The sequence below is a fragment of the Ruegeria sp. CF8 genome (assembly GCF_056537285.1).
Genome location: NZ_JBQFRG010000009.1, coordinates 165,021 through 181,804, shown reverse-complemented (window position 1 = coordinate 181,804; position 16,784 = coordinate 165,021). Strand labels below are relative to the sequence as shown.

General features: G+C 57.9%; 19 protein-coding genes. 13 read left to right on the top strand and 6 right to left on the bottom strand.

Annotated elements, in window-relative coordinates:
* The first annotated feature begins 221 nt into the window (after positions 1-221).
* From ACR0EV_RS19240 to ACR0EV_RS19210, 7 genes are all read left to right on the top strand, one after another.
* Positions 222-1,376, top strand: a complete 1,155-nt coding sequence (locus ACR0EV_RS19240; RefSeq protein ID WP_480801584.1) for a phosphoserine transaminase — start codon at positions 222-224, stop codon at positions 1,374-1,376.
* Positions 1,377-1,475: 99 nt separating this feature from the next.
* On the top strand, positions 1,476-3,071 hold the full coding sequence (gene serA / locus ACR0EV_RS19235; RefSeq protein ID WP_480801583.1) for a phosphoglycerate dehydrogenase: 1,596 nt from the start codon (positions 1,476-1,478) through the stop codon (positions 3,069-3,071).
* A gap of 121 nt (positions 3,072-3,192) precedes the next feature.
* Complete coding sequence (locus ACR0EV_RS19230; protein ID WP_480801582.1) at positions 3,193-3,921, top strand: metallophosphoesterase family protein; 729 nt, start codon at positions 3,193-3,195, stop codon at positions 3,919-3,921.
* Positions 3,922-3,956: 35 nt separating this feature from the next.
* A complete protein-coding gene (gene serB, locus ACR0EV_RS19225; RefSeq protein WP_480801581.1) occupies positions 3,957-4,835 on the top strand; it encodes a phosphoserine phosphatase SerB in 879 nt (292 codons plus the stop codon).
* A 42-nt stretch (positions 4,836-4,877) separates the two neighbouring features.
* Positions 4,878-5,207, top strand: coding sequence for an ArsR/SmtB family transcription factor (locus tag ACR0EV_RS19220; RefSeq protein WP_480801580.1), 330 nt, complete (start codon positions 4,878-4,880; stop codon positions 5,205-5,207).
* Entirely contained in the window at positions 5,195-5,623 is a 429-nt protein-coding gene (locus ACR0EV_RS19215; RefSeq protein WP_480801579.1) for an SRPBCC family protein, read from the top strand. Before ACR0EV_RS19220 ends, ACR0EV_RS19215 begins: the two co-directional genes overlap by 13 nt.
* 22 nt (positions 5,624-5,645) lie before the next feature.
* Positions 5,646-5,966 (top strand): YciI family protein, encoded by a 321-nt coding sequence (locus tag ACR0EV_RS19210; protein ID WP_480801578.1) that lies wholly within the window; start codon positions 5,646-5,648, stop codon positions 5,964-5,966.
* Between the two features lie 5 nt (positions 5,967-5,971).
* Here the strand turns inward: ACR0EV_RS19210 and ACR0EV_RS19205 are convergent, their stop codons facing one another.
* Complete coding sequence (locus ACR0EV_RS19205; RefSeq protein WP_480801577.1) at positions 5,972-6,970, bottom strand: asparaginase; 999 nt, start codon at positions 6,968-6,970, stop codon at positions 5,972-5,974.
* A gap of 178 nt (positions 6,971-7,148) precedes the next feature.
* On the opposite strand from ACR0EV_RS19205, the gene ACR0EV_RS19200 reads away from it, so the two are divergent.
* From ACR0EV_RS19200 to ACR0EV_RS19185, 4 genes are all read left to right on the top strand, one after another.
* Positions 7,149-7,685, top strand: coding sequence for an invasion associated locus B family protein (locus ACR0EV_RS19200; protein WP_480801576.1), 537 nt, complete (start codon positions 7,149-7,151; stop codon positions 7,683-7,685).
* A gap of 166 nt (positions 7,686-7,851) precedes the next feature.
* Positions 7,852-8,019, top strand: coding sequence for a hypothetical protein (locus ACR0EV_RS19195; protein WP_480801575.1), 168 nt, complete (start codon positions 7,852-7,854; stop codon positions 8,017-8,019).
* Positions 8,020-8,194: 175 nt separating this feature from the next.
* On the top strand, positions 8,195-9,382 hold the full coding sequence (gene rlmN / locus ACR0EV_RS19190; RefSeq protein ID WP_480801574.1) for a dual-specificity RNA methyltransferase RlmN: 1,188 nt from the start codon (positions 8,195-8,197) through the stop codon (positions 9,380-9,382).
* Positions 9,383-9,710: 328 nt separating this feature from the next.
* On the top strand, positions 9,711-10,286 hold the full coding sequence (locus ACR0EV_RS19185; RefSeq protein WP_480801573.1) for a cytochrome P460 family protein: 576 nt from the start codon (positions 9,711-9,713) through the stop codon (positions 10,284-10,286).
* A gap of 6 nt (positions 10,287-10,292) precedes the next feature.
* On the opposite strand, the gene ACR0EV_RS19180 is transcribed toward ACR0EV_RS19185, so the two are convergent.
* The 3 genes from ACR0EV_RS19180 to ACR0EV_RS19170 all read right to left on the bottom strand — a co-directional run bounded on the left by ACR0EV_RS19180 (position 10,293) and on the right by ACR0EV_RS19170 (position 13,270).
* Positions 10,293-11,951, bottom strand: coding sequence for a U32 family peptidase (locus ACR0EV_RS19180; protein ID WP_480801572.1), 1,659 nt, complete (start codon positions 11,949-11,951; stop codon positions 10,293-10,295).
* A gap of 63 nt (positions 11,952-12,014) precedes the next feature.
* The gene (locus ACR0EV_RS19175; protein ID WP_480801571.1) at positions 12,015-12,353 is read right to left on the bottom strand and encodes a hypothetical protein; all 339 of its coding nucleotides are present in this window, start codon (positions 12,351-12,353) and stop codon (positions 12,015-12,017) included.
* Positions 12,350-13,270 (bottom strand): DnaJ C-terminal domain-containing protein, encoded by a 921-nt coding sequence (locus ACR0EV_RS19170; protein WP_480801570.1) that lies wholly within the window; start codon positions 13,268-13,270, stop codon positions 12,350-12,352. The genes ACR0EV_RS19175 and ACR0EV_RS19170 overlap by 4 nt, the downstream gene beginning before the upstream one ends.
* 160 nt (positions 13,271-13,430) lie before the next feature.
* Here ACR0EV_RS19170 and ACR0EV_RS19165 point away from each other — a divergent pair, with 160 nt between their 5' ends.
* On the top strand, positions 13,431-13,814 hold the full coding sequence (locus tag ACR0EV_RS19165) for a hypothetical protein (protein WP_480801569.1): 384 nt from the start codon (positions 13,431-13,433) through the stop codon (positions 13,812-13,814).
* Here ACR0EV_RS19165 and ACR0EV_RS19160 read toward each other — a convergent pair whose 3' ends face one another.
* Together ACR0EV_RS19160 and ACR0EV_RS19155 are read right to left on the bottom strand one after the other, a co-directional pair.
* Positions 13,815-14,912: a cystathionine gamma-lyase gene (locus ACR0EV_RS19160; protein ID WP_480801568.1), complete on the bottom strand. Its 1,098-nt coding sequence runs from the start codon at positions 14,910-14,912 to the stop codon at positions 13,815-13,817.
* Between the two features lie 3 nt (positions 14,913-14,915).
* Complete coding sequence (locus ACR0EV_RS19155) at positions 14,916-15,758, bottom strand: LOG family protein (protein WP_480801567.1); 843 nt, start codon at positions 15,756-15,758, stop codon at positions 14,916-14,918.
* Between the two features lie 79 nt (positions 15,759-15,837).
* On the opposite strand from ACR0EV_RS19155, the gene ACR0EV_RS19150 reads away from it, so the two are divergent.
* Positions 15,838-16,749, top strand: coding sequence for a threonine/serine dehydratase (locus ACR0EV_RS19150; protein ID WP_480801566.1), 912 nt, complete (start codon positions 15,838-15,840; stop codon positions 16,747-16,749).
* The last annotated feature ends 35 nt before the right edge of the window (positions 16,750-16,784 follow it).

The following is a 16,784-nucleotide window of genomic DNA, read 5'->3' as shown; positions in this document are numbered from 1 at the left end:
AATACCTCGACGCAGCCGAGTAAACCCAAAACAAAACCCCGCCAAATCAATGGCGGGGTTTTCGCCAATCGGAAACAATCGTTCCGATGTGATGCCTCTTCAGATGTCGTTTTTGTCCGGCCAAGCGTCTTTTCCGCTTGCTGCAGGTGCAAAGCCCCCATAGCTCTGAGCGTGGGACACCCCTCCCCAACGAGGGGCGTGTATCTGGAAGGGTAATACAGATGACTATCGAACAACCGGTCACGCGGCCGGCAAACCCGCGTTTTTCCTCGGGCCCTTGTGCCAAACCCCCCACATTTGAGTTGTCCAAGCTGGCCGATGCTGCGCTGGGTCGTTCGCACCGCGCTGCTGTTGGCAAGGACAAGTTGAAAGCGGCCATTGAAGGCACGCGTGAGGTGCTGGGTATTCCGGCAGATTACAAAATCGGCATCGTTCCTGCCTCGGACACCGGCGCGGTCGAAATGGCGCTGTGGTCGCTGTTGGGTGAGCGCAAGGTCGAGATGTTGGCCTGGGAAAGCTTTGGGTCCGGCTGGGTCACGGATGTGGTCAAACAGCTGAAGATCGATGCCGAGGTGAAAACGGCGGATTACGGGCAGATCGTCGATCTGGCTTCGGTCGATTTCGCCAATGATGTGGTATTTACATGGAACGGCACGACCTCGGGCGTGCGGGTTCCCAATGGCGACTGGATCGCTGATGACCGTCAGGGCCTGACGATCTGTGACGCAACCTCGGCGGCCTTTGCGATGGATCTGCCCTGGGACAAGCTGGATGTGACCACCTTTAGTTGGCAAAAGGTTCTGGGTGGCGAAGCGGCGCACGGGATGTTGATCCTGAGCCCTCGTGCCGTTGAACGGCTGGAAAGCTACACCCCCGCATGGCCGCTGCCCAAGATTTTCCGCCTGACCAAAGGCGGTAAGCTGATTGATGGCATCTTTACCGGCGCGACAATCAACACACCTTCGATGCTGGCGGTTGAAGATTACCTGTTTGCACTGGACTGGGCGCGCTCGGTCGGCGGGTTGCAGGGGCTGATCGCCCGAGCGGATGCCAATGCCAACGCGGTTCATACGTTCTGTGCGCAGAATGACTGGATTGCCAATCTGGCCGACGACGCGGTGACGCGGTCGAACACATCCGTGTGTCTGAAGTTCACCGATGCGCGCATTCAGGACGGAGCCACTTTCGCCAAGGCTGTGGCCAAACGGCTTGAGGTTGAGAATATCGCGCTGGACATCGGGGCCTACCGCGACGCGCCTGCGGGTCTGCGTATCTGGTGCGGCGGTACGGTCGAGACCTCGGATATCGAGGCGATGTTGCCTTGGTTGGCCTGGGCCTTCGAGGCCGAGATCGCGGCGCAAGCAGACGCTGCTTGATTTCCCGGTGCCGGGCTGAAGCCCGGCCTACGCACAAACGAAATGTAGGGCGGGCTTTAGCCCGCCATCCCCCCAGAACTCTTCAAAGGACCAGAAAATATGGCCCCTAAAGTACTCGTATCTGACAAGCTCAGCGAAACCGCCGTGCAGATTTTCCGCGATCGTGGCATCGACGTGGATTTCATGCCTGATCTGGGCAAGGACAAAGACAAGCTGGCCGAGGTAATTGGGCAGTACGACGGCCTTGCCATTCGTTCCGCGACTAAGGTCACACCGACCATCCTGGAAAAGGCTGTCAAGCTGAAGGTCATTGGCCGCGCCGGGATCGGCACCGATAATATCGACAAGGACGCGGCTTCGAAGAAAGGCGTAATCGTAATGAACACGCCGTTTGGCAACATGATCACAACCGCAGAACATGCGATTGCGATGATGTTTGCCGTGGCGCGGCAGATCCCCGAGGCCTCGACTTCGACCCATGCGGGCAAGTGGGAAAAATCCAAATTCATGGGGATCGAACTGACCAACAAGACGCTCGGCGTGATCGGGGCGGGCAACATTGGTGGCATCGTCTGCGAGCGCGCATTGGGCCTGAAGATGAAGGTCATCGCCTACGATCCCTATCTGGGCGAAGAGAAAGCCGCGCAGATGGGCGTAGAAAAGGTTGAATTGGACGAGTTGTTGGCTCGCGCCGATTTCATCACCTTGCACGTGCCGTTGACCGACCAGACCCGCAACATTCTGAGCCGCGAGAACCTTGCCAAAACCAAGAAAGGCGTGCGCATCATCAACTGTGCCCGTGGTGGTCTGGTCGATGAAGACGCTTTGGCCGAGGCGTTGCAATCCGGTCACGTGGCCGGGGCGGCTTTTGACGTGTTCAGTGAGGAACCTGCCAAGGAAAACGCGCTGTTCAATCTGCCCAACGTGGTCTGTACGCCCCACCTTGGTGCGGCCACGACTGAAGCACAGGAGAATGTGGCGTTGCAGGTGGCCGAGCAGATCTCGAACTACCTACTGACCGGCGCTGTCGAAAACGCGTTAAACATGCCCAGCGTCACGGCGGAAGAGGCCAAGGTCATGGGGCCGTGGATCAAGCTGGCCGGGCATTTGGGCAGCTTCATCGGCCAGATGACAGATGAGCCGGTCAAGGCGATCAACATCCTCTATGACGGTGTGGCCGCTGAAATGAACCTGGCTGCGCTGAACTGTGCCGTGGTCGCGGGGATCATGAAGAAGTTCAACCCCGAGGTGAATATGGTCTCGGCCCCGGTTGTTGCCAAAGAGCGTGGGATCAAAATCTCGACCACCAATCAAGACAAGTCGGGCGCGTTTGAGGGCTATATCAAAGTCACCGTCGTGACGGACAAGCGTGAGCGTTCGATCGGGGGCACCGTGTTCAGCGACGGCAAGCCGCGCTTTATCCAGATCAAGGGCATCAATATCGACGCCGAGATCGGGGCTCATATGCTGTACACAACCAACGAAGACGTACCGGGCATCATTGGTGCGCTGGGTCAGACCATGGGTGAGAACAACGTCAACATCGCAAACTTTACCCTTGGTCGGTCCGAAGCTGGCGGTGAAGCCATTGCGCTGCTTTACGTAGACGAACCGGTTCCGGCCGAGGCACGCGCCAAGCTGGCGGAAACGGGCTTGTTCACGCAGATCAAACCATTGGTGTTTGATGTCGCCTGACACGGTCTGTTGAGTTTGAGAAACAGTTCAGGACCCGGTTTTGAAAAGATCCGGGTCCTTTGTTCTCTGAAACCGTGTTCTGAGGCACAAGCGAGCTGAACCTTACTGGCGGAGGATGTCTATGACACAGCCTGTCTATGTAATCGGCGATTTGCACGGGCAGGTGGCCGAGCTAGAGCGCGCACTTTCTCTGATCCAACATGATGGTGGCCCGGATGCTCAGGTGGTGTTTTTAGGGGATTATGTGGATCGCGGTCCCGATAGTCGGGGCTTGATTGATCACCTGATCACCGGACGCGATGCAGGCCGAAACTGGATCACTTTGCTTGGCAATCACGACCGAATGTTCGCCTGGTTCATGGAAGACACCCCACGCCACGATCCGCATCTACTGGTGGGATACCACTGGCTGCATGATCGGTTGGGTGGAATCGAAACACTGCGCAGTTACGGAGTGGAGTTTGAAGGTCAAACCCGGCTGGAAGACTTGCACCGGATGGCGAAGGGGGCAGTGCCGAAATCGCACCTGACCTTCCTGCGCGATTTGGTGTTGATGCATCAAACGCCCGAGCTTGCTTTTGTTCATGCGGGCATTCGCCCGGGCGTTCCGCTGAACGAACAACGAGCAAGTGATCTGGTTTGGATCCGGCAGGATTTTCACAATCATCGCGGTCCGCATCCCAAGCTGATCGTGCACGGTCACACACCGGTAGATCAGGCGACGCATTATGGAAATCGCGTCAATCTGGATACAGGCGCGGGTTATGGGCGCCCGGTGGGTGTGGCCGTATTCGAAGGGCAGACTTGTTGGGAACTGACCGAACAGGGTCGCAATCCTTTGACCCCTTAATTCGCCGTACTCGGGCAAGGCATTGGAGAATGAAAATGTATGTCGCAACTTTGCTGACCAATCCTGCAGCGCCTTCGCTGGACCGCGCATTGCCCGAGTCGTTGCGCAACGCGTGGGGCGGTGGGGATGTTGTCTGGCTCAGCCCGGATGAGGCGGTAGAATTTGAACTGAGCGACTTGCCTGACAATCGCTGGGAGGTCTGGGCGGACTTGCAGGGCATGGGTGTCGACCTGATCGTGCAACCTGCGCAAGGGCGGCGCAAGCAGATGCTGCTGGCCGATATGGACAGCACTATGATCCAGCAAGAATGCATCGATGAACTGGCGGATGAAGCGGGTGTAGGTGAGCGGGTCAAGGACATCACTGCCCGCGCCATGAACGGAGAGCTGGACTTTGAGGGGGCGCTGATCGAACGGGTTGGTTTGCTCAAGGATCTGGATGAAAGCGTCATTGGCAAAGTTCTGAACGAGCGGATCACCCTCATGCCGGGTGGTAAGGCATTGCTGGCCACGATGCGGTCGAACGGTGCCTATGCTGCGTTGGTATCTGGCGGGTTCACAGCCTTTACGGCACGGGTGGCAGAGTTGCTGGGGTTTGATGAAAACCGGGCCAATACGCTGTTGGCTGAAGACGGGAAACTGACGGGCGATGTTGCGCGCCCCATTTTGGGACGGCAGGCCAAGATCGAAGCACTGGAACAGATATCAACCCGGCTTGGCTTGTCTGAAAATGACGTGATGGCAGTGGGCGACGGAGCAAATGACCTTGGAATGCTGGGCCGGGCCGGAACCGGAGTTGCCCTTCATGCCAAGCCTTCGGTGGCTGCTCAATGCGACGTGCGCGTGAATCACGGTGACCTGACGGCGCTGCTTTACCTGCAAGGGTACAGCCGCGCCGATTTTGCAGGCGAATAACCGAGGCTATCTTTTATTTAACATTTGTGTTAAATAGTGGTCATGAGCACGCTTCTGACCACCTTTTCAGCATTATCCGATGCCACCCGATTCTCGATTGTTGAACAATTGATGGAACAGGGTGAGCTACCCGCCGGTGACCTGATCGAAGGCCGCGGTGTCTCGGGGGCTGCAATTTCGCGCCACCTAAAGGTCTTGCGTGAAGCTGGTTTGGTGCAGCAGCGCGTCCAGGGCACGCAGCGGATGTATTCTGTCCGGGCCGAAGGGCTGCGGATGATTGCCGATTGGACCATATCCAAACGTCAATTCTGGGAAAGCAGCCTCGATCGTTTGAGTGACATTATCGAAAGGGAGAATTCATGGCCGACCTGAAATTGGAACGGGACTTTCCCGTCAGCCCTGAAGATTTGTTTGCATGGATCAGCGACGGCAGCAGGTTGTTGCAGTGGTGGGGTCCCGAAGGGATGCACGTTCCCGAACACAATTTGGATTTTTCACGCACCGGTCCATGGTTTTCGGTGATGGAAAACAGCGAAGGCCAGCAATACAAGGTTTCGGGCCATGTGACCCATGTCGATCCACCCAATTCAGTGGGCTTCACTTGGGGCTGGCATGATGATCAGGACCAGCGCGGCAACGAAAGCCACGTGACCTTGTCGGTTGCGGCGACAAGCACCGGGTCACGACTGACATTGGATCACCGGGAACTGGCCGATGCCGAAGCGGCAGCGAACCACAATCAGGGTTGGACATCTTCGCTGCGTAAACTCGAAGCACTTTGCAAATAGGTTTTCATCAGGGAGGAGCGACATGCCCCAATTTTTGTTTGTCTATCACGGGGGCCACACCCCAACCGACCCCGCCGAGATTGAGGCGACCATGGCCGCCTGGGGTGCCTGGTTTCAGGACATGGGCGAGGCGCTGGAGATCCCCGGTAACCCGGTCGGACAGTCTTTTACCGTCAGCAGCAGCGGGGTCGTTGACAACGGCGGCGCGAACCCGGCCTCGGGCTTTACGGTGATCAAGGCCGACAGCATCGACGCAGCGACCGCGATGGCCAAGGGCTGTCCGATGGTCGTCAACGGTTCAGGCTCGGTCGAAGTGGCCGAGGTGCATGAGATTGAGATGTGAGGACCTTAGCCGGGGAAGTCCGGCGCAGGTTTGATTACGCCGCATTCCAGCCCGCGACGGCTGTATTGCGTGGCGTTCATGAATTTGCGGGTGGCCGGGTGATCGGCCTCCAGCACACCAAGGCTGACCAGAATGGCGGCAATCGCGCATTCGCTGGCGCGGGTGGTGCCGTCGGTGATCTTCAGCGCAACACCCATGCGTTTTTCCGGGATGATAGCCACAAAGACGGCCTCGGCCCCGGTTTTGATGGCGACGCGGCCATTCATGGCGCGCATCAGCTCGGTGCAGGCGCGGGTCTCTCCGGCGACCAGTTCGGGGTGCTTGACCATGGCTGCAACCAGTTGTGCCGCAGCATCGCTGGACCTGTCCGAGCGGTCTGCGGCACTGGCGAACCACGCCATCGACCGTGCCAACCCCGCAAGTGAGGTCGCGAAATTCGGAGCAGAACACCCGTCGATGCCATAGCCGGGGCTGGTTTCACCTGTTGTCTCTTCGACGGCTGAAAGACACGCCTGTTGCACCGGGTGGTCAATCTCCAGATATTCCGGCCACGCGCCCATGTGCTGAGCCAATGTCAGAAATCCGCAGTGTTTGCCCGAGCAATTGTTGTGGATCTGGCAAGGCGTGTCGTCAGCCAGTATCAGCCGGTCCCGCGCGGCGGTGTCTGCCGGTTCCTGTGGACCGCAGCGCAGATCATGCTCGGTCAGCCCCAGATGATCCAGCCACGCTGTTACCCGATCGGTGTGGATCGCGGCACCGTTATGTGAGGCGCAGGCCAGCGCAAGATGTTCGCTGTTCAACCCGTATTTTGCCGCTGCACCAGACGTGACCAGTGGAAGGGCTTGGATCATCTTGGCCGAAGACCGTGGATAAACCACTGCCTTTGGATCGCCCCAGCTGCGCACGATCTGGCCCGTGTCATCACAAATGACTGCGTGACCCAGATGCAGGCTTTCCAGCAAAGACCCACGCCACAGTTCTGTCATCGGTACGGGTTGCGTCATCTGGACCTCCGAAATTATGCGCAAAATTCTGCCAATCGCCCTTTCGCCTGTGGCGAAATCTGCGTTAGTGTGTGTATGTCGGCAATCATCGGAATGCGCAACGGAATAGACGGGCCGGAAGGGTTCGCAGCCATGTCCGATGGGTTTGAGGTATGGGTCGAGCTAGGAGGCTGGACAAATGGGATCAATGCTCGTTCGTGTGATTGCGGGTCTGTCTATGGCAGGGACGGTCACGACAACTGCAATCGCTCAGCAGGCAAGCAGCACCAACCGTGTTGCCGTGAAGACGGATTGGAGCGTCTTTGTCGAAGAAGACCCAACAGAATGCTGGAGCGTTGCAACCCCGGATGAAACCGTCAACACGCGTGGCGGTCGCGTGGTGTCCGTGCGCCGCAGTGATATTTTGCTGTTTGTGGTGTTCCGACCGGGTGAGGAGGTAAACGGAACAGTCTCGTTCACAGGTGGGTACCCCTTTGCGGCGGGTTCGACCGTCAACGTCAAGATCGACGATGCTGAATTCGAATTCATAACCGATGGCGAATGGGCCTGGCCTTCAACACAAGGTCAGGAACCCAAAGTGATCGAAGCGATGAAACGCGGGAACGAGGCTGTTCTGACGGCGCGCTCGGAACGCGGGACGCAGACGAAAGACACGTTCTCGTTGCTGGGCTTTACCGCGGCAATTGACGACGCAAAGCAACGCTGCACCAAATAAGCCCTTGTTTTCAGGTGAAAGGCCCTGTCTTTTGGCAGGGCTTTTGTTTTGAAAAATCCGCAGCAGACGCTTTACGCAACGTCCGCGCAAGAACTTGATCCGTATCAAAGTGAGTCTCCGTAGATTCTGAACTATGCAGTTCAGAAGTAACGAAGGAGTTGGGCTGATGCTGAACAAATCTCTTGCCGCACTGATGATTATCTCGGCCGTGTTGCTGAGTGCTTGCGACAACAAAGGTGAGACCTATCCGGTGACTGGCGAACAATGCGGACCAGAAGACCCTGTAAAGACTCTGGACGCTGAGGATTGTTACATTCCGCCGGCAGGTGTCTGATCCGGTTTTGATCTACACGGATTGAAACAAGCCAAAGGCCGCAGTGACACCGTTACTGCGGCTTTTCTGTGCAGGCCCGCCGTTTGTCACGAATCCTTTTGATCTTTGCGCAGCATCCTATATAGAGGCGCATCCCAAGCCAGAATCCTTCGAGATACGCCTCAGAGAGCCCAAAATGTCGCCCAAAGCGCCGATCACTCAAGATGTCCTGACCCTCCCCCGCAAATTGCCTGAGGGCAAGATCAACCTTGTCGGGCTGACCCGCGACCAGTTGCGTGCCGTACTGATCGAACATGGCACGCCAGAAAAGCAGGGCAAGATGCGCACTGGGCAAATCTGGCAATGGATCTATCAATGGGGTGTACGCGACTTTGCCGAGATGACCAATCTGGCCAAAACTTACCGCGCACAACTGACCGAGCATTTCGTGATCGAAATTCCCGAAGTTGTAACCCGACAGGTGTCCGAGGACGGCACCCGCAAATACCTGTGCCGCATTGCTGGCGGGCATGAGGTTGAAGTGGTTTATATCCCCGAAGAAGATCGGGGTACGCTGTGCATCTCGTCTCAGGTTGGTTGCACGCTGACCTGTTCGTTCTGTCATACCGGCACACAGAAACTGGTGCGCAACCTGACAGCGGCCGAGATCGTCGGTCAGGTCATGATGGCCCGCGATGACCTTGACGAATGGCCTACCCCCGGTGCGCCCAAAGATGAAACCCGCCTGCTGTCGAACATCGTTCTGATGGGTATGGGCGAGCCGCTATACAATTTCGAAAACGTCCGGGACGCGATGAAGATCGCGATGGACCCCGAGGGAATTTCTCTTTCACGCCGCCGAATTACGCTCTCGACCTCGGGTGTGGTGCCCGAGATCGCGCGCACGGCTGAGGAAATCGGCTGCCTGCTGGCGATCTCGTTCCATGCCACGACCGACGAAACCCGCGACGTGCTTGTTCCGATTAACAAGCGCTGGAACATCGAGGAACTGCTGGAAGCCTTGGCCAGCTATCCCAATGCGTCGAACTCCGAGCGGATCACCTTTGAATACGTGATGCTGGACGGGGTGAACGATAGCGATGAGGATGCGCACCGTTTGATCGACCACATCAAGCGCCACAACATCCCGGCCAAGATCAACCTGATCCCGTTCAACGAATGGCCCGGCGCGCCGTATAAGCGAAGCTCGAACAATCGTATCCGGGCTTTCGCGAATATCATCTACCACGCAGGCTATGCATCGCCCATTCGCAAGACGCGGGGCGAGGATATCATGGCAGCCTGTGGTCAGTTGAAATCGGCTACCGAACGTGCCCGCAAGTCTCGCAAACAGATCGAGGCCGAAACAGGGTTGAGCCAGTAAGGCTTTTCCTGCCTGGGCCCGGATTGACCAGATCACGCGTCAGGTGATTTCAACTGCGGTCTGCACGCCATAAGTGTGCCTGTAAACTTAATGTTTCAGGTGCTGAAACCACATGCACAATTTGCTATGTTTCCCGTGCCCGCCACTGGCATGTGCTTTTTCAAATCGATGCACAAGACGGTGAACTGACCGGGCCGAAGCTGGCAAGTTATTGCGGTGCCGCTAGACTTACAGATGCGCTGTCAGGCGGCGCTCAGGCGAACTGATTTTCAGGTGGGCCACTATTATGAACCAAAGTTTTTCAAGGATTATCCGGAGCGGAACCGCTGTGCTTGCCTTGGCCACAGGCTCTGGCCTGGCCTTTGCTGACAGTGAAAACGCGCATATCGCGATTGAAAACCCTGCTGAGCTGAGCAAGGAGGAGGCAATAGGGCATTACAAGTCGCTCAATCGCCGTATGGCGCGCGGCTATGCAGCGGCGCAACTGGACTTGATCCTGAACTACCAAAGCTGGCCGCTGTTCAACGATGCGCCTTATATTTCTGCAACCCATGGCCAGCGGTTTGTTAACAGTTATGCCAATCGCATGGCCCACAACTATGGAACCTTGCAAGAAGGCGAGGAATTGCCAATGGGTTCGGTCCTGGCCAAAGACAGCATGACGGTGACCGATGAAGGTCGCATACATCCGGGCGCCATGTTCATAATGGAGAAACTGGCGAACGGGGCGAACCCGGATACGGCGGATTGGCGTTACATCATGGTTTTGCCGGACGGCTCGGTGTTTGGCGATACCTTGGGTGACCGCGCGGGTGAAGTGGCCTATTGCCATGTCTGCCACGAACAGGTGGCGGATCGCGACTATACGTTTTACGTGCCGGAGGAGTATCGCAAGAGCGAATGAACTGGATCAGGCCGGTTCGCCTGGCAGCTTTAGTTCCGTCGCCTCGCGGCGGCTGAGTTGTTCGCCTTGTTTGCGTTTTGACAGGACTTCACGAGCCAGCGCGTATTTCTCATCCTGCCAGAAGATCAGGCACCCGTTGCACCCCTTGCCACAGCAGCCTTCGGTGCCGATACGGTTGGTCTTGAACCGGCGTTCATTGCCATCCTCGCCGATCTTTTCGACCAGTTCGTCGCGACGACGGGCATAAGCCGTCGGGTTGTCGCGGCCAGTGGTTTCCAGCCCTTGCACCAGTTTGTCGAAACGAATGCGGCTCCAGTGTTCATCGGTCAGAGCACGTTCCTTGCGCAGGACCGAGTAAACCGGGAAGCGCGCACGCAGGTCGTCGATGTCTTCGTGATCGAACAGAGTGAAAGGCAGCCGGATGGCTGTCTTCGTGCTGCCATGCACCACATCCAGCCGCGTGCCGTCAGACGCCCGTTCGAAATCGTAGACACGCAGCAGAACAGTATCGCGCGAGATCGGCGAGACAAAATCCAACACGTCGCCCGGTTCCAGCTTGTTCTTCACCTCAACCAGAAAGGCGTCTTCAGTCACTTCGGTGACGATCCCCGCATACTCCCACTGCGCGATCGAAGCGGTGTGTTCGTAGTCATGCGCGTAATTGGTCAGTCGCCCTTCGTGGAAGGCCAACGTGTAGCCTCGGTTTCCGACAGTTTCCAATTCGCGCATATAGGGTTTAGGATCCCAGTTCTCAGGATCGGCGTTGTAGTCATCGATGGCCATCCGATACGCCCGCGCAACGATAGCGGCGTAATACTCCGACTTGCCGCGCCCTTCGACCTTTAGGCTGTCGACACCGATCTTCAGGTATTCATCCAGCTTCGGCATGATGCACAGATCGCGCGAGTTCAGGATGTATGACCCGCGATCATCTTCTTCGATAGGCATCAGATCCCCGGGGCGGCAACCTTCTTCCAGCAGAAACTCAAACAGGTCCGCGTTTTCGTCGGTGATGCGCAGTTCCTGATGCGTGCCGTCTTTCAGGCGCAGCTTCAGACCATAGTTCCAACGGCAGGAATTGGCGCAATTACCCTGGTTTGCCCCGCGTTCGGCCATGAAGTTCGACAGCAGGCAGCGACCGGAATAGGTCATGCACATGGCTCCATGCACGAAAGCTTCAAGCTTGATGTCAGGGCATTTCTCGCGGATTTCCACAAGCTCGGGGTACGAGACTTCGCGCGCCAGAACGACCAGTTCCGCGCCCTGTTCCTGCCAGAACTTCACCGACAGCCAGGAACAGATATTGGCCTGGGTCGAGATATGCAGCGGCAATTCGGGCGCGCGTTCGCGGACATATTGGAACACGCCGGGATCGGCTATGATCAGCCCGTCGGGCTGCACCTTGCGCACCGTGTCGATGTATTCATCCAGTTTCGGGATGTCTTTGTTGTGCGAAAACAGGTTCAGCGTCAGATAGGCGCGTCGGCCATGGCTGTGGCAAAACTCGACCCCTTCGATGACCTCTTCCAGCGAGAACTCGGATTTCGTGCGCAGTGACATGTCGGGCGTACCCAGATACACCGCGTCTGCGCCGTAAAGGATGGCGAGCTTCAACTTGCGCAGATTGCCCGCAGGCATCAGCAATTCGGATCGGGACTGGGTCATCGGGCCACCTGGCAAAGGATCAAGGCGGCCTTCTACGCCAAATGGGTCGAGTCCAAAACCCCGTTATCTGCGACGGAACCGCGCTGTGCCGATCACCTCAACGAGTTGCTGGCGCACCGGTTCGGGTTGTGCCTCGACCGCGTTCAAAACCTCGCGCAATTCGGCCCGCAGCCCGTGCATCTGATCAATCAGAGAGATCATCATAGACAGCGCATCCGCCTCCATGTCGTACTGTTCGTGCAACTCGCAGGCCAGTTCCAGACGGGCGACGTCGATGCTGTGATAAACCAGCCCTTGGTCGGATTGTTCGGGGATCACAATTTCGGCCGCCAGATACTCGGTCAGCCGGTCCGAGGTCAGCCGCGCGACGGTTTCGATCAATTCCTTCTCGGTCAGGGTCATGACGGCATTCCTTTCCGCGGATCGTAGCTGTGCGTTTCGCGCCAGGTCTCCATGAACTGTTTCAGGTCGTCATCAATGTTGTCGGGCATCGAGACGGTCAGTTCGATCAACTGATCCCCGCGTTCGGACGAGCCGCGTTTTTTGACACCCTTGCCCCGCAGTCGCAGCGTTTTACCGCTGCTGGTGCCCGCAGGGACGCTGACATTCACACCACCGTCGATGGTTGGGGCGGGGACTTTGCCACCCAGGATGGCCTCGTCGATGGTAATGGGCAGCGTAATGTGGATGTCGTCGCCGTGACGATCAAAGACCGGATGACTGGCCACCGAAACAGTTACCAAAGCGTCGCCCGGAGGGCCTTCACCATATCCCGGTGCCCCTTTGCCGCGCAGGCGGATGGTCTGGCCGTCGGTAATACCTGCGGGGATTTTGACTTCGATCCGGTCTCCGTCGGGCAGGGTCAGTTTCTGGCTGGCCCCGAACACGGCATCCAGAAAGCTGATCTGCAGGGAATAGTTCAGGTTGTGCCCCGGCGCATGAAACTCCTGTGTACGCTGGCCGCCAAACCCGCCACGGCCCCGCATGAATTCGGCGAAGATGTCGGACATATCGTCCGGGTCGGCCTGACGTCCGCGATAGGGGTTTCCAGCGGCTTCGGCATATTCGCGGTAATATTGTTGTTGCGGGCGCTCCTGACCCGAAGCGTCAATCTCGCCATTGTCATACCGCGCGCGGGTTTCCGGGTCTTTCAGCAGATCGTAGGCTGCGGCGGCGGCCTTGAACTTGGCCTCAGCCTCGGCATCGCCGGGCTTTAGGTCCGGATGGCATTCCTTGGCAATGCGCCGATAGGCTTTCTTGATATCGGCGGCGCTGGCGTCTTTGGTCACGCCAAGAACGGAATAGGGATCGTCGCTCATCTCACACTCATGGCTCAGGGACAGGTCTGATCTTGATGAATGTGTTCTACCATGCGATTTCAACGGGTCAAAAGGAAGAGGCGATTGAATTGCCTCGTAAAATCCTGCAGGTCTGTTAACATCTGCATGTTTCTAATTGTTGATTGACGGAGATCGTCCAATGTCGCGTAGAATTAAGTCGGCTCTTGCTCTGCTGGCGGGGAATGCCATTGGGTTGTTGCTTGCCTCGCTGTTGTTGTCAGGATTTGCGATCAAGCCGATCTCTTTCATCGTCGTCGTAATCGTCTTCACCGTCGTGCAGCTGATTGCCGAACCCCTGATCCTGAAGCTGGGTGAAAAGAAAGCGCCTGCGCTGAAGGGCGGCATTGCTTTGATCGTGACCTTTGTAGGTCTTTTGGTCACCGACCTGATCACCGCCGGGCTGACCGTGGGTGGGGTTGCAAACCTATTGGGAGCAACGTTGTTGGTCTGGCTGGGGGCATTGGTCGCCAGCGTGGTGCTGCCGATCTACGTGTTCAAGGAACTGCGCGAAGCCAAGAAATAATCACACAGCGTTCAGGCTGGTCTCGATGGCCTGCCACAGCTCTTCTACGGGCTCGCATCCGACGGACAGGCGGATGAAAGCCGGGTCAACATCGTCACCCCAGCGCGCTCGCCGCTCGGCTGAGCTGTGGACGCCCCCGAAAGAAGTGGCGGGGCGCAGAAGGGGACAATCGTTAATGAAGGCTTCGGCTTTCTCTTCACTTTCCAGTGTCAGGGACAGCAGAAACCCGAAGCGTGCCGTCTGTGCCTGCGCCAGTTTGTGGGATGGATCGCCCGGCAGACCTGGATAGCGGACCTGTTTCACTGCGGGATGTGCCGCCAATTGTTCCGCCAATACCTGTGCCGAGGTGCACATACGGTCAAAGCGTACATCCAGCGTTTCCAGCCCGCGATGCAGCAGCCATGCCTCGTGTGGGCCAGGAATTGAGCCGGACACCCGGCGCCATTCACCTACCCGGTCCATGATCTGCCCATTGCGGCTGGCCACATGGCCCATCAGCATGTCGGAATGCCCGCCCATCGCCTTGGTATCTGACGCCACAACCACGTCGATCCCCATATCCAATGGCCGTTGACCCAATGGGGTCATGGTCGTGTTGTCGGCAATCGTGATGCCACCAGCCAGGCGAACAGCCGAGGCGATGGCAGGCAGGTCCATCATGTCCAGTCCGGGGTTCGAAGGGCTTTCGAGAAAGACCACATCGAACCCGTCAAACCCGCCGTCAGCAAAACGGGTTGTCGGGCGTTCGGTGACTGAAACCCCCAGACCGGACAGGAACTGGGCAGCCAGCAGGCGTGTCACGTAGTACCCATCCGATGGGATCAGCAGGCGTGATCCGGTCTTCACAGTCGCAAACAACGCTGCCGAGATCGCCGCCATCCCCGAAGGGAATGTCAGGCAGGGTGCGTCCTCCAGATGGGCCAGAACATGTTCCAGATGCTCCCAGGTTGGGTTGTCGACGCGGCCATAGGTGCGCAAACCTTCCGTCACGCCGGGCAGGTGGTACATGCTGCTTTGGGTCAGCGGCAGGGTTACCGGCTCACCGGCGTTCAACGCATTGCCGCGCAGGTGCAGCATCTCTCCGGGTTTAGAAGCCATGATTCAGCGCCCCGGAATTTCGTCGCGGGGCGGGGCGGGTTCCCAGTTCTCGATGATCTCGACCGCCTCTTGCGCGGTATCGACAAAGCGGAACAGGTCGAGGTCTTCGTCCGAGATGGTGCCTGCATCGGCCAGGGCATCCCAATTGATGACCTTTTCCCAGAATTCGCGTCCAAACAGCAGGAACGGCACGCGGTCCATGCGCCCGGTTTGGATCAGGGTCAGGGATTCGAACAGTTCATCCATCGTGCCGAAACCGCCGGGGAAGATGGTGATGGCGCGGGCGCGCATCAGGAAATGCATCTTGCGAATGGCAAAGTAATGGAAGTTGAAGCTGAGGTCCGGCGTCACATAGAGGTTCGGCGCTTGCTCGTGCGGCAGCACGATGTTCAAGCCGATCGAACAGCCACCCGCATCCTGCGCGCCACGGTTTCCGGCCTCCATCACGCCGGGACCACCGCCGGTGACAATCACGTTCTCACGGCATCCGGTTTCGTTGGATTTCTCGGTCATCAGCCGAGCAAACTCACGCGCCTCGTCATAGTATTCCGACAAGTTGGCCAGAGTCTGAGTTCGAGCGGTGTGTTTCTGCGACGGTTCCGGAATGCGCGCGCCGCCGAACATTACAATGGTCGAGGTGATCTCGCGCTCGGTCATGATCATCTCGGGTTTCAGCAATTCCAGTTGCAGACGCACCGGGCGCAATTCGTCCCGGCACAGGAATTCGTCATCGGCAAAGGCAAGGCGATAGGCAGGTGAACGCGTCTGCGGCGTGTCCGGAACCTCACTCGCGGTCGAGCGGTCGGTCTGCGCGTCGCGGAACGGGTTGTGGCGGTCTTCTCTCATTGGTGATCGATCCCTGCTTGCGTGTTTGACAAACAGCTATAGGGTTCGCGATCAGAGCGCCAGTCACGGAAAGACAAGAATGAATTGGAAAAGTGAAATTTCAAATGCTCGCGACCGTATCGCCGGATATGCGCAAGTGACCCCGGTGATGGAAAGCCGCATTCCGGGCTATCCGATCGAGCTGAAACTCGAGCACATGCAGCACACCGGCAGTTTCAAGGCGCGGGGGGCGTTCAACACGCTGCTCAGCATGGAGGTGCCACAAGCCGGTTTGGTTGCGGCCTCTGGTGGCAATCATGGTGCGGCGGCGGCGTATGCCGCGCAGACGCTGGGCTATCCCGCAAAGATATTCGTGCCGGAACTGGCAGGCCCGTCGAAAATCGCTTTGATCCGGCAAACCGGTGCGGATTTGAGCGTTGTATCTGGCGAATACGCCAACGCGCTGACCGCGGCGCAGGAACACGAGGCGGCTACCGGTGCCATGCAAATTCACGCCTATGACGCACCGGCCACAGTGGCAGGGCAAGGGACTTGTTTTGCCGAGTGGGATGCTCAGGGCCTTCAGGCCGATACTATTCTGGTTGCCGTTGGCGGCGGCGGTCTGATTGCCGGGGCCTTGGCGTGGTTTGACGGTGCGCGCAAGGTTGTTGCAGTCGAACCTGAGACCTCTTGCGCGCTGAGCGCTGCGTTGCAGGCGGGTGAGCCGGTGGATGTCTCGGTCTCGGGCATTGCAGCCAATGCGCTGGGCGCGCGGCGGATTGGACAGATCTGTTTCGATCTGGCGCAGGGGATGAGCTCGGTTCTGGTATCGGACAACGCGATTGCGGATGCGCAAAAGGCGCTTTGGCAGAGCCATCGCATTCTGGTGGAACCTGCGGGTGCATCGGCATTGGCGGCGTTGACGTCGGGTGTTTACCAGCCCGAACCGGGCGAACGTGTTGCCGTTCTGGTATGTGGCGCGAATATTGCGCCAGACCCGCTTGCCGGGTGAATTATCGGCTTGTTAACGGGTAGGGCGGATTTTAT

Excerpts from the sequence above, each read along its gene's own strand:
- ACR0EV_RS19215 (WP_480801579.1), top strand. The coding sequence starts at position 5,195 with ATGGCCGACCTGAAATTGGAACGGGACTTTCCCGTCAGCCCTGAAGAT.
- ACR0EV_RS19240 (WP_480801584.1), top strand. The coding sequence starts at position 222 with ATGACTATCGAACAACCGGTCACGCGGCCGGCAAACCCGCGTTTTTCC.
- ACR0EV_RS19175 (WP_480801571.1), bottom strand. The coding sequence starts at position 12,353 with ATGACCCTGACCGAGAAGGAATTGATCGAAACCGTCGCGCGGCTGACC.
- ACR0EV_RS19230 (WP_480801582.1), top strand. The coding sequence starts at position 3,193 with ATGACACAGCCTGTCTATGTAATCGGCGATTTGCACGGGCAGGTGGCC.
- ACR0EV_RS19150 (WP_480801566.1), top strand. The coding sequence starts at position 15,838 with ATGAATTGGAAAAGTGAAATTTCAAATGCTCGCGACCGTATCGCCGGA.
- rlmN (WP_480801574.1), top strand. The coding sequence starts at position 8,195 with ATGTCGCCCAAAGCGCCGATCACTCAAGATGTCCTGACCCTCCCCCGC.
- ACR0EV_RS19220 (WP_480801580.1), top strand. The coding sequence starts at position 4,878 with ATGAGCACGCTTCTGACCACCTTTTCAGCATTATCCGATGCCACCCGA.
- ACR0EV_RS19180 (WP_480801572.1), bottom strand. The coding sequence starts at position 11,951 with ATGACCCAGTCCCGATCCGAATTGCTGATGCCTGCGGGCAATCTGCGC.
- serA (WP_480801583.1), top strand. The coding sequence starts at position 1,476 with ATGGCCCCTAAAGTACTCGTATCTGACAAGCTCAGCGAAACCGCCGTG.
- ACR0EV_RS19205 (WP_480801577.1), bottom strand. The coding sequence starts at position 6,970 with ATGACGCAACCCGTACCGATGACAGAACTGTGGCGTGGGTCTTTGCTG.
- ACR0EV_RS19195 (WP_480801575.1), top strand. The coding sequence starts at position 7,852 with ATGCTGAACAAATCTCTTGCCGCACTGATGATTATCTCGGCCGTGTTG.
- ACR0EV_RS19165 (WP_480801569.1), top strand. The coding sequence starts at position 13,431 with ATGTCGCGTAGAATTAAGTCGGCTCTTGCTCTGCTGGCGGGGAATGCC.
- ACR0EV_RS19210 (WP_480801578.1), top strand. The coding sequence starts at position 5,646 with ATGCCCCAATTTTTGTTTGTCTATCACGGGGGCCACACCCCAACCGAC.
- ACR0EV_RS19200 (WP_480801576.1), top strand. The coding sequence starts at position 7,149 with ATGGGATCAATGCTCGTTCGTGTGATTGCGGGTCTGTCTATGGCAGGG.
- serB (WP_480801581.1), top strand. The coding sequence starts at position 3,957 with ATGTATGTCGCAACTTTGCTGACCAATCCTGCAGCGCCTTCGCTGGAC.
- ACR0EV_RS19160 (WP_480801568.1), bottom strand. The coding sequence starts at position 14,912 with ATGGCTTCTAAACCCGGAGAGATGCTGCACCTGCGCGGCAATGCGTTG.
- ACR0EV_RS19170 (WP_480801570.1), bottom strand. The coding sequence starts at position 13,270 with ATGAGCGACGATCCCTATTCCGTTCTTGGCGTGACCAAAGACGCCAGC.
- ACR0EV_RS19155 (WP_480801567.1), bottom strand. The coding sequence starts at position 15,758 with ATGAGAGAAGACCGCCACAACCCGTTCCGCGACGCGCAGACCGACCGC.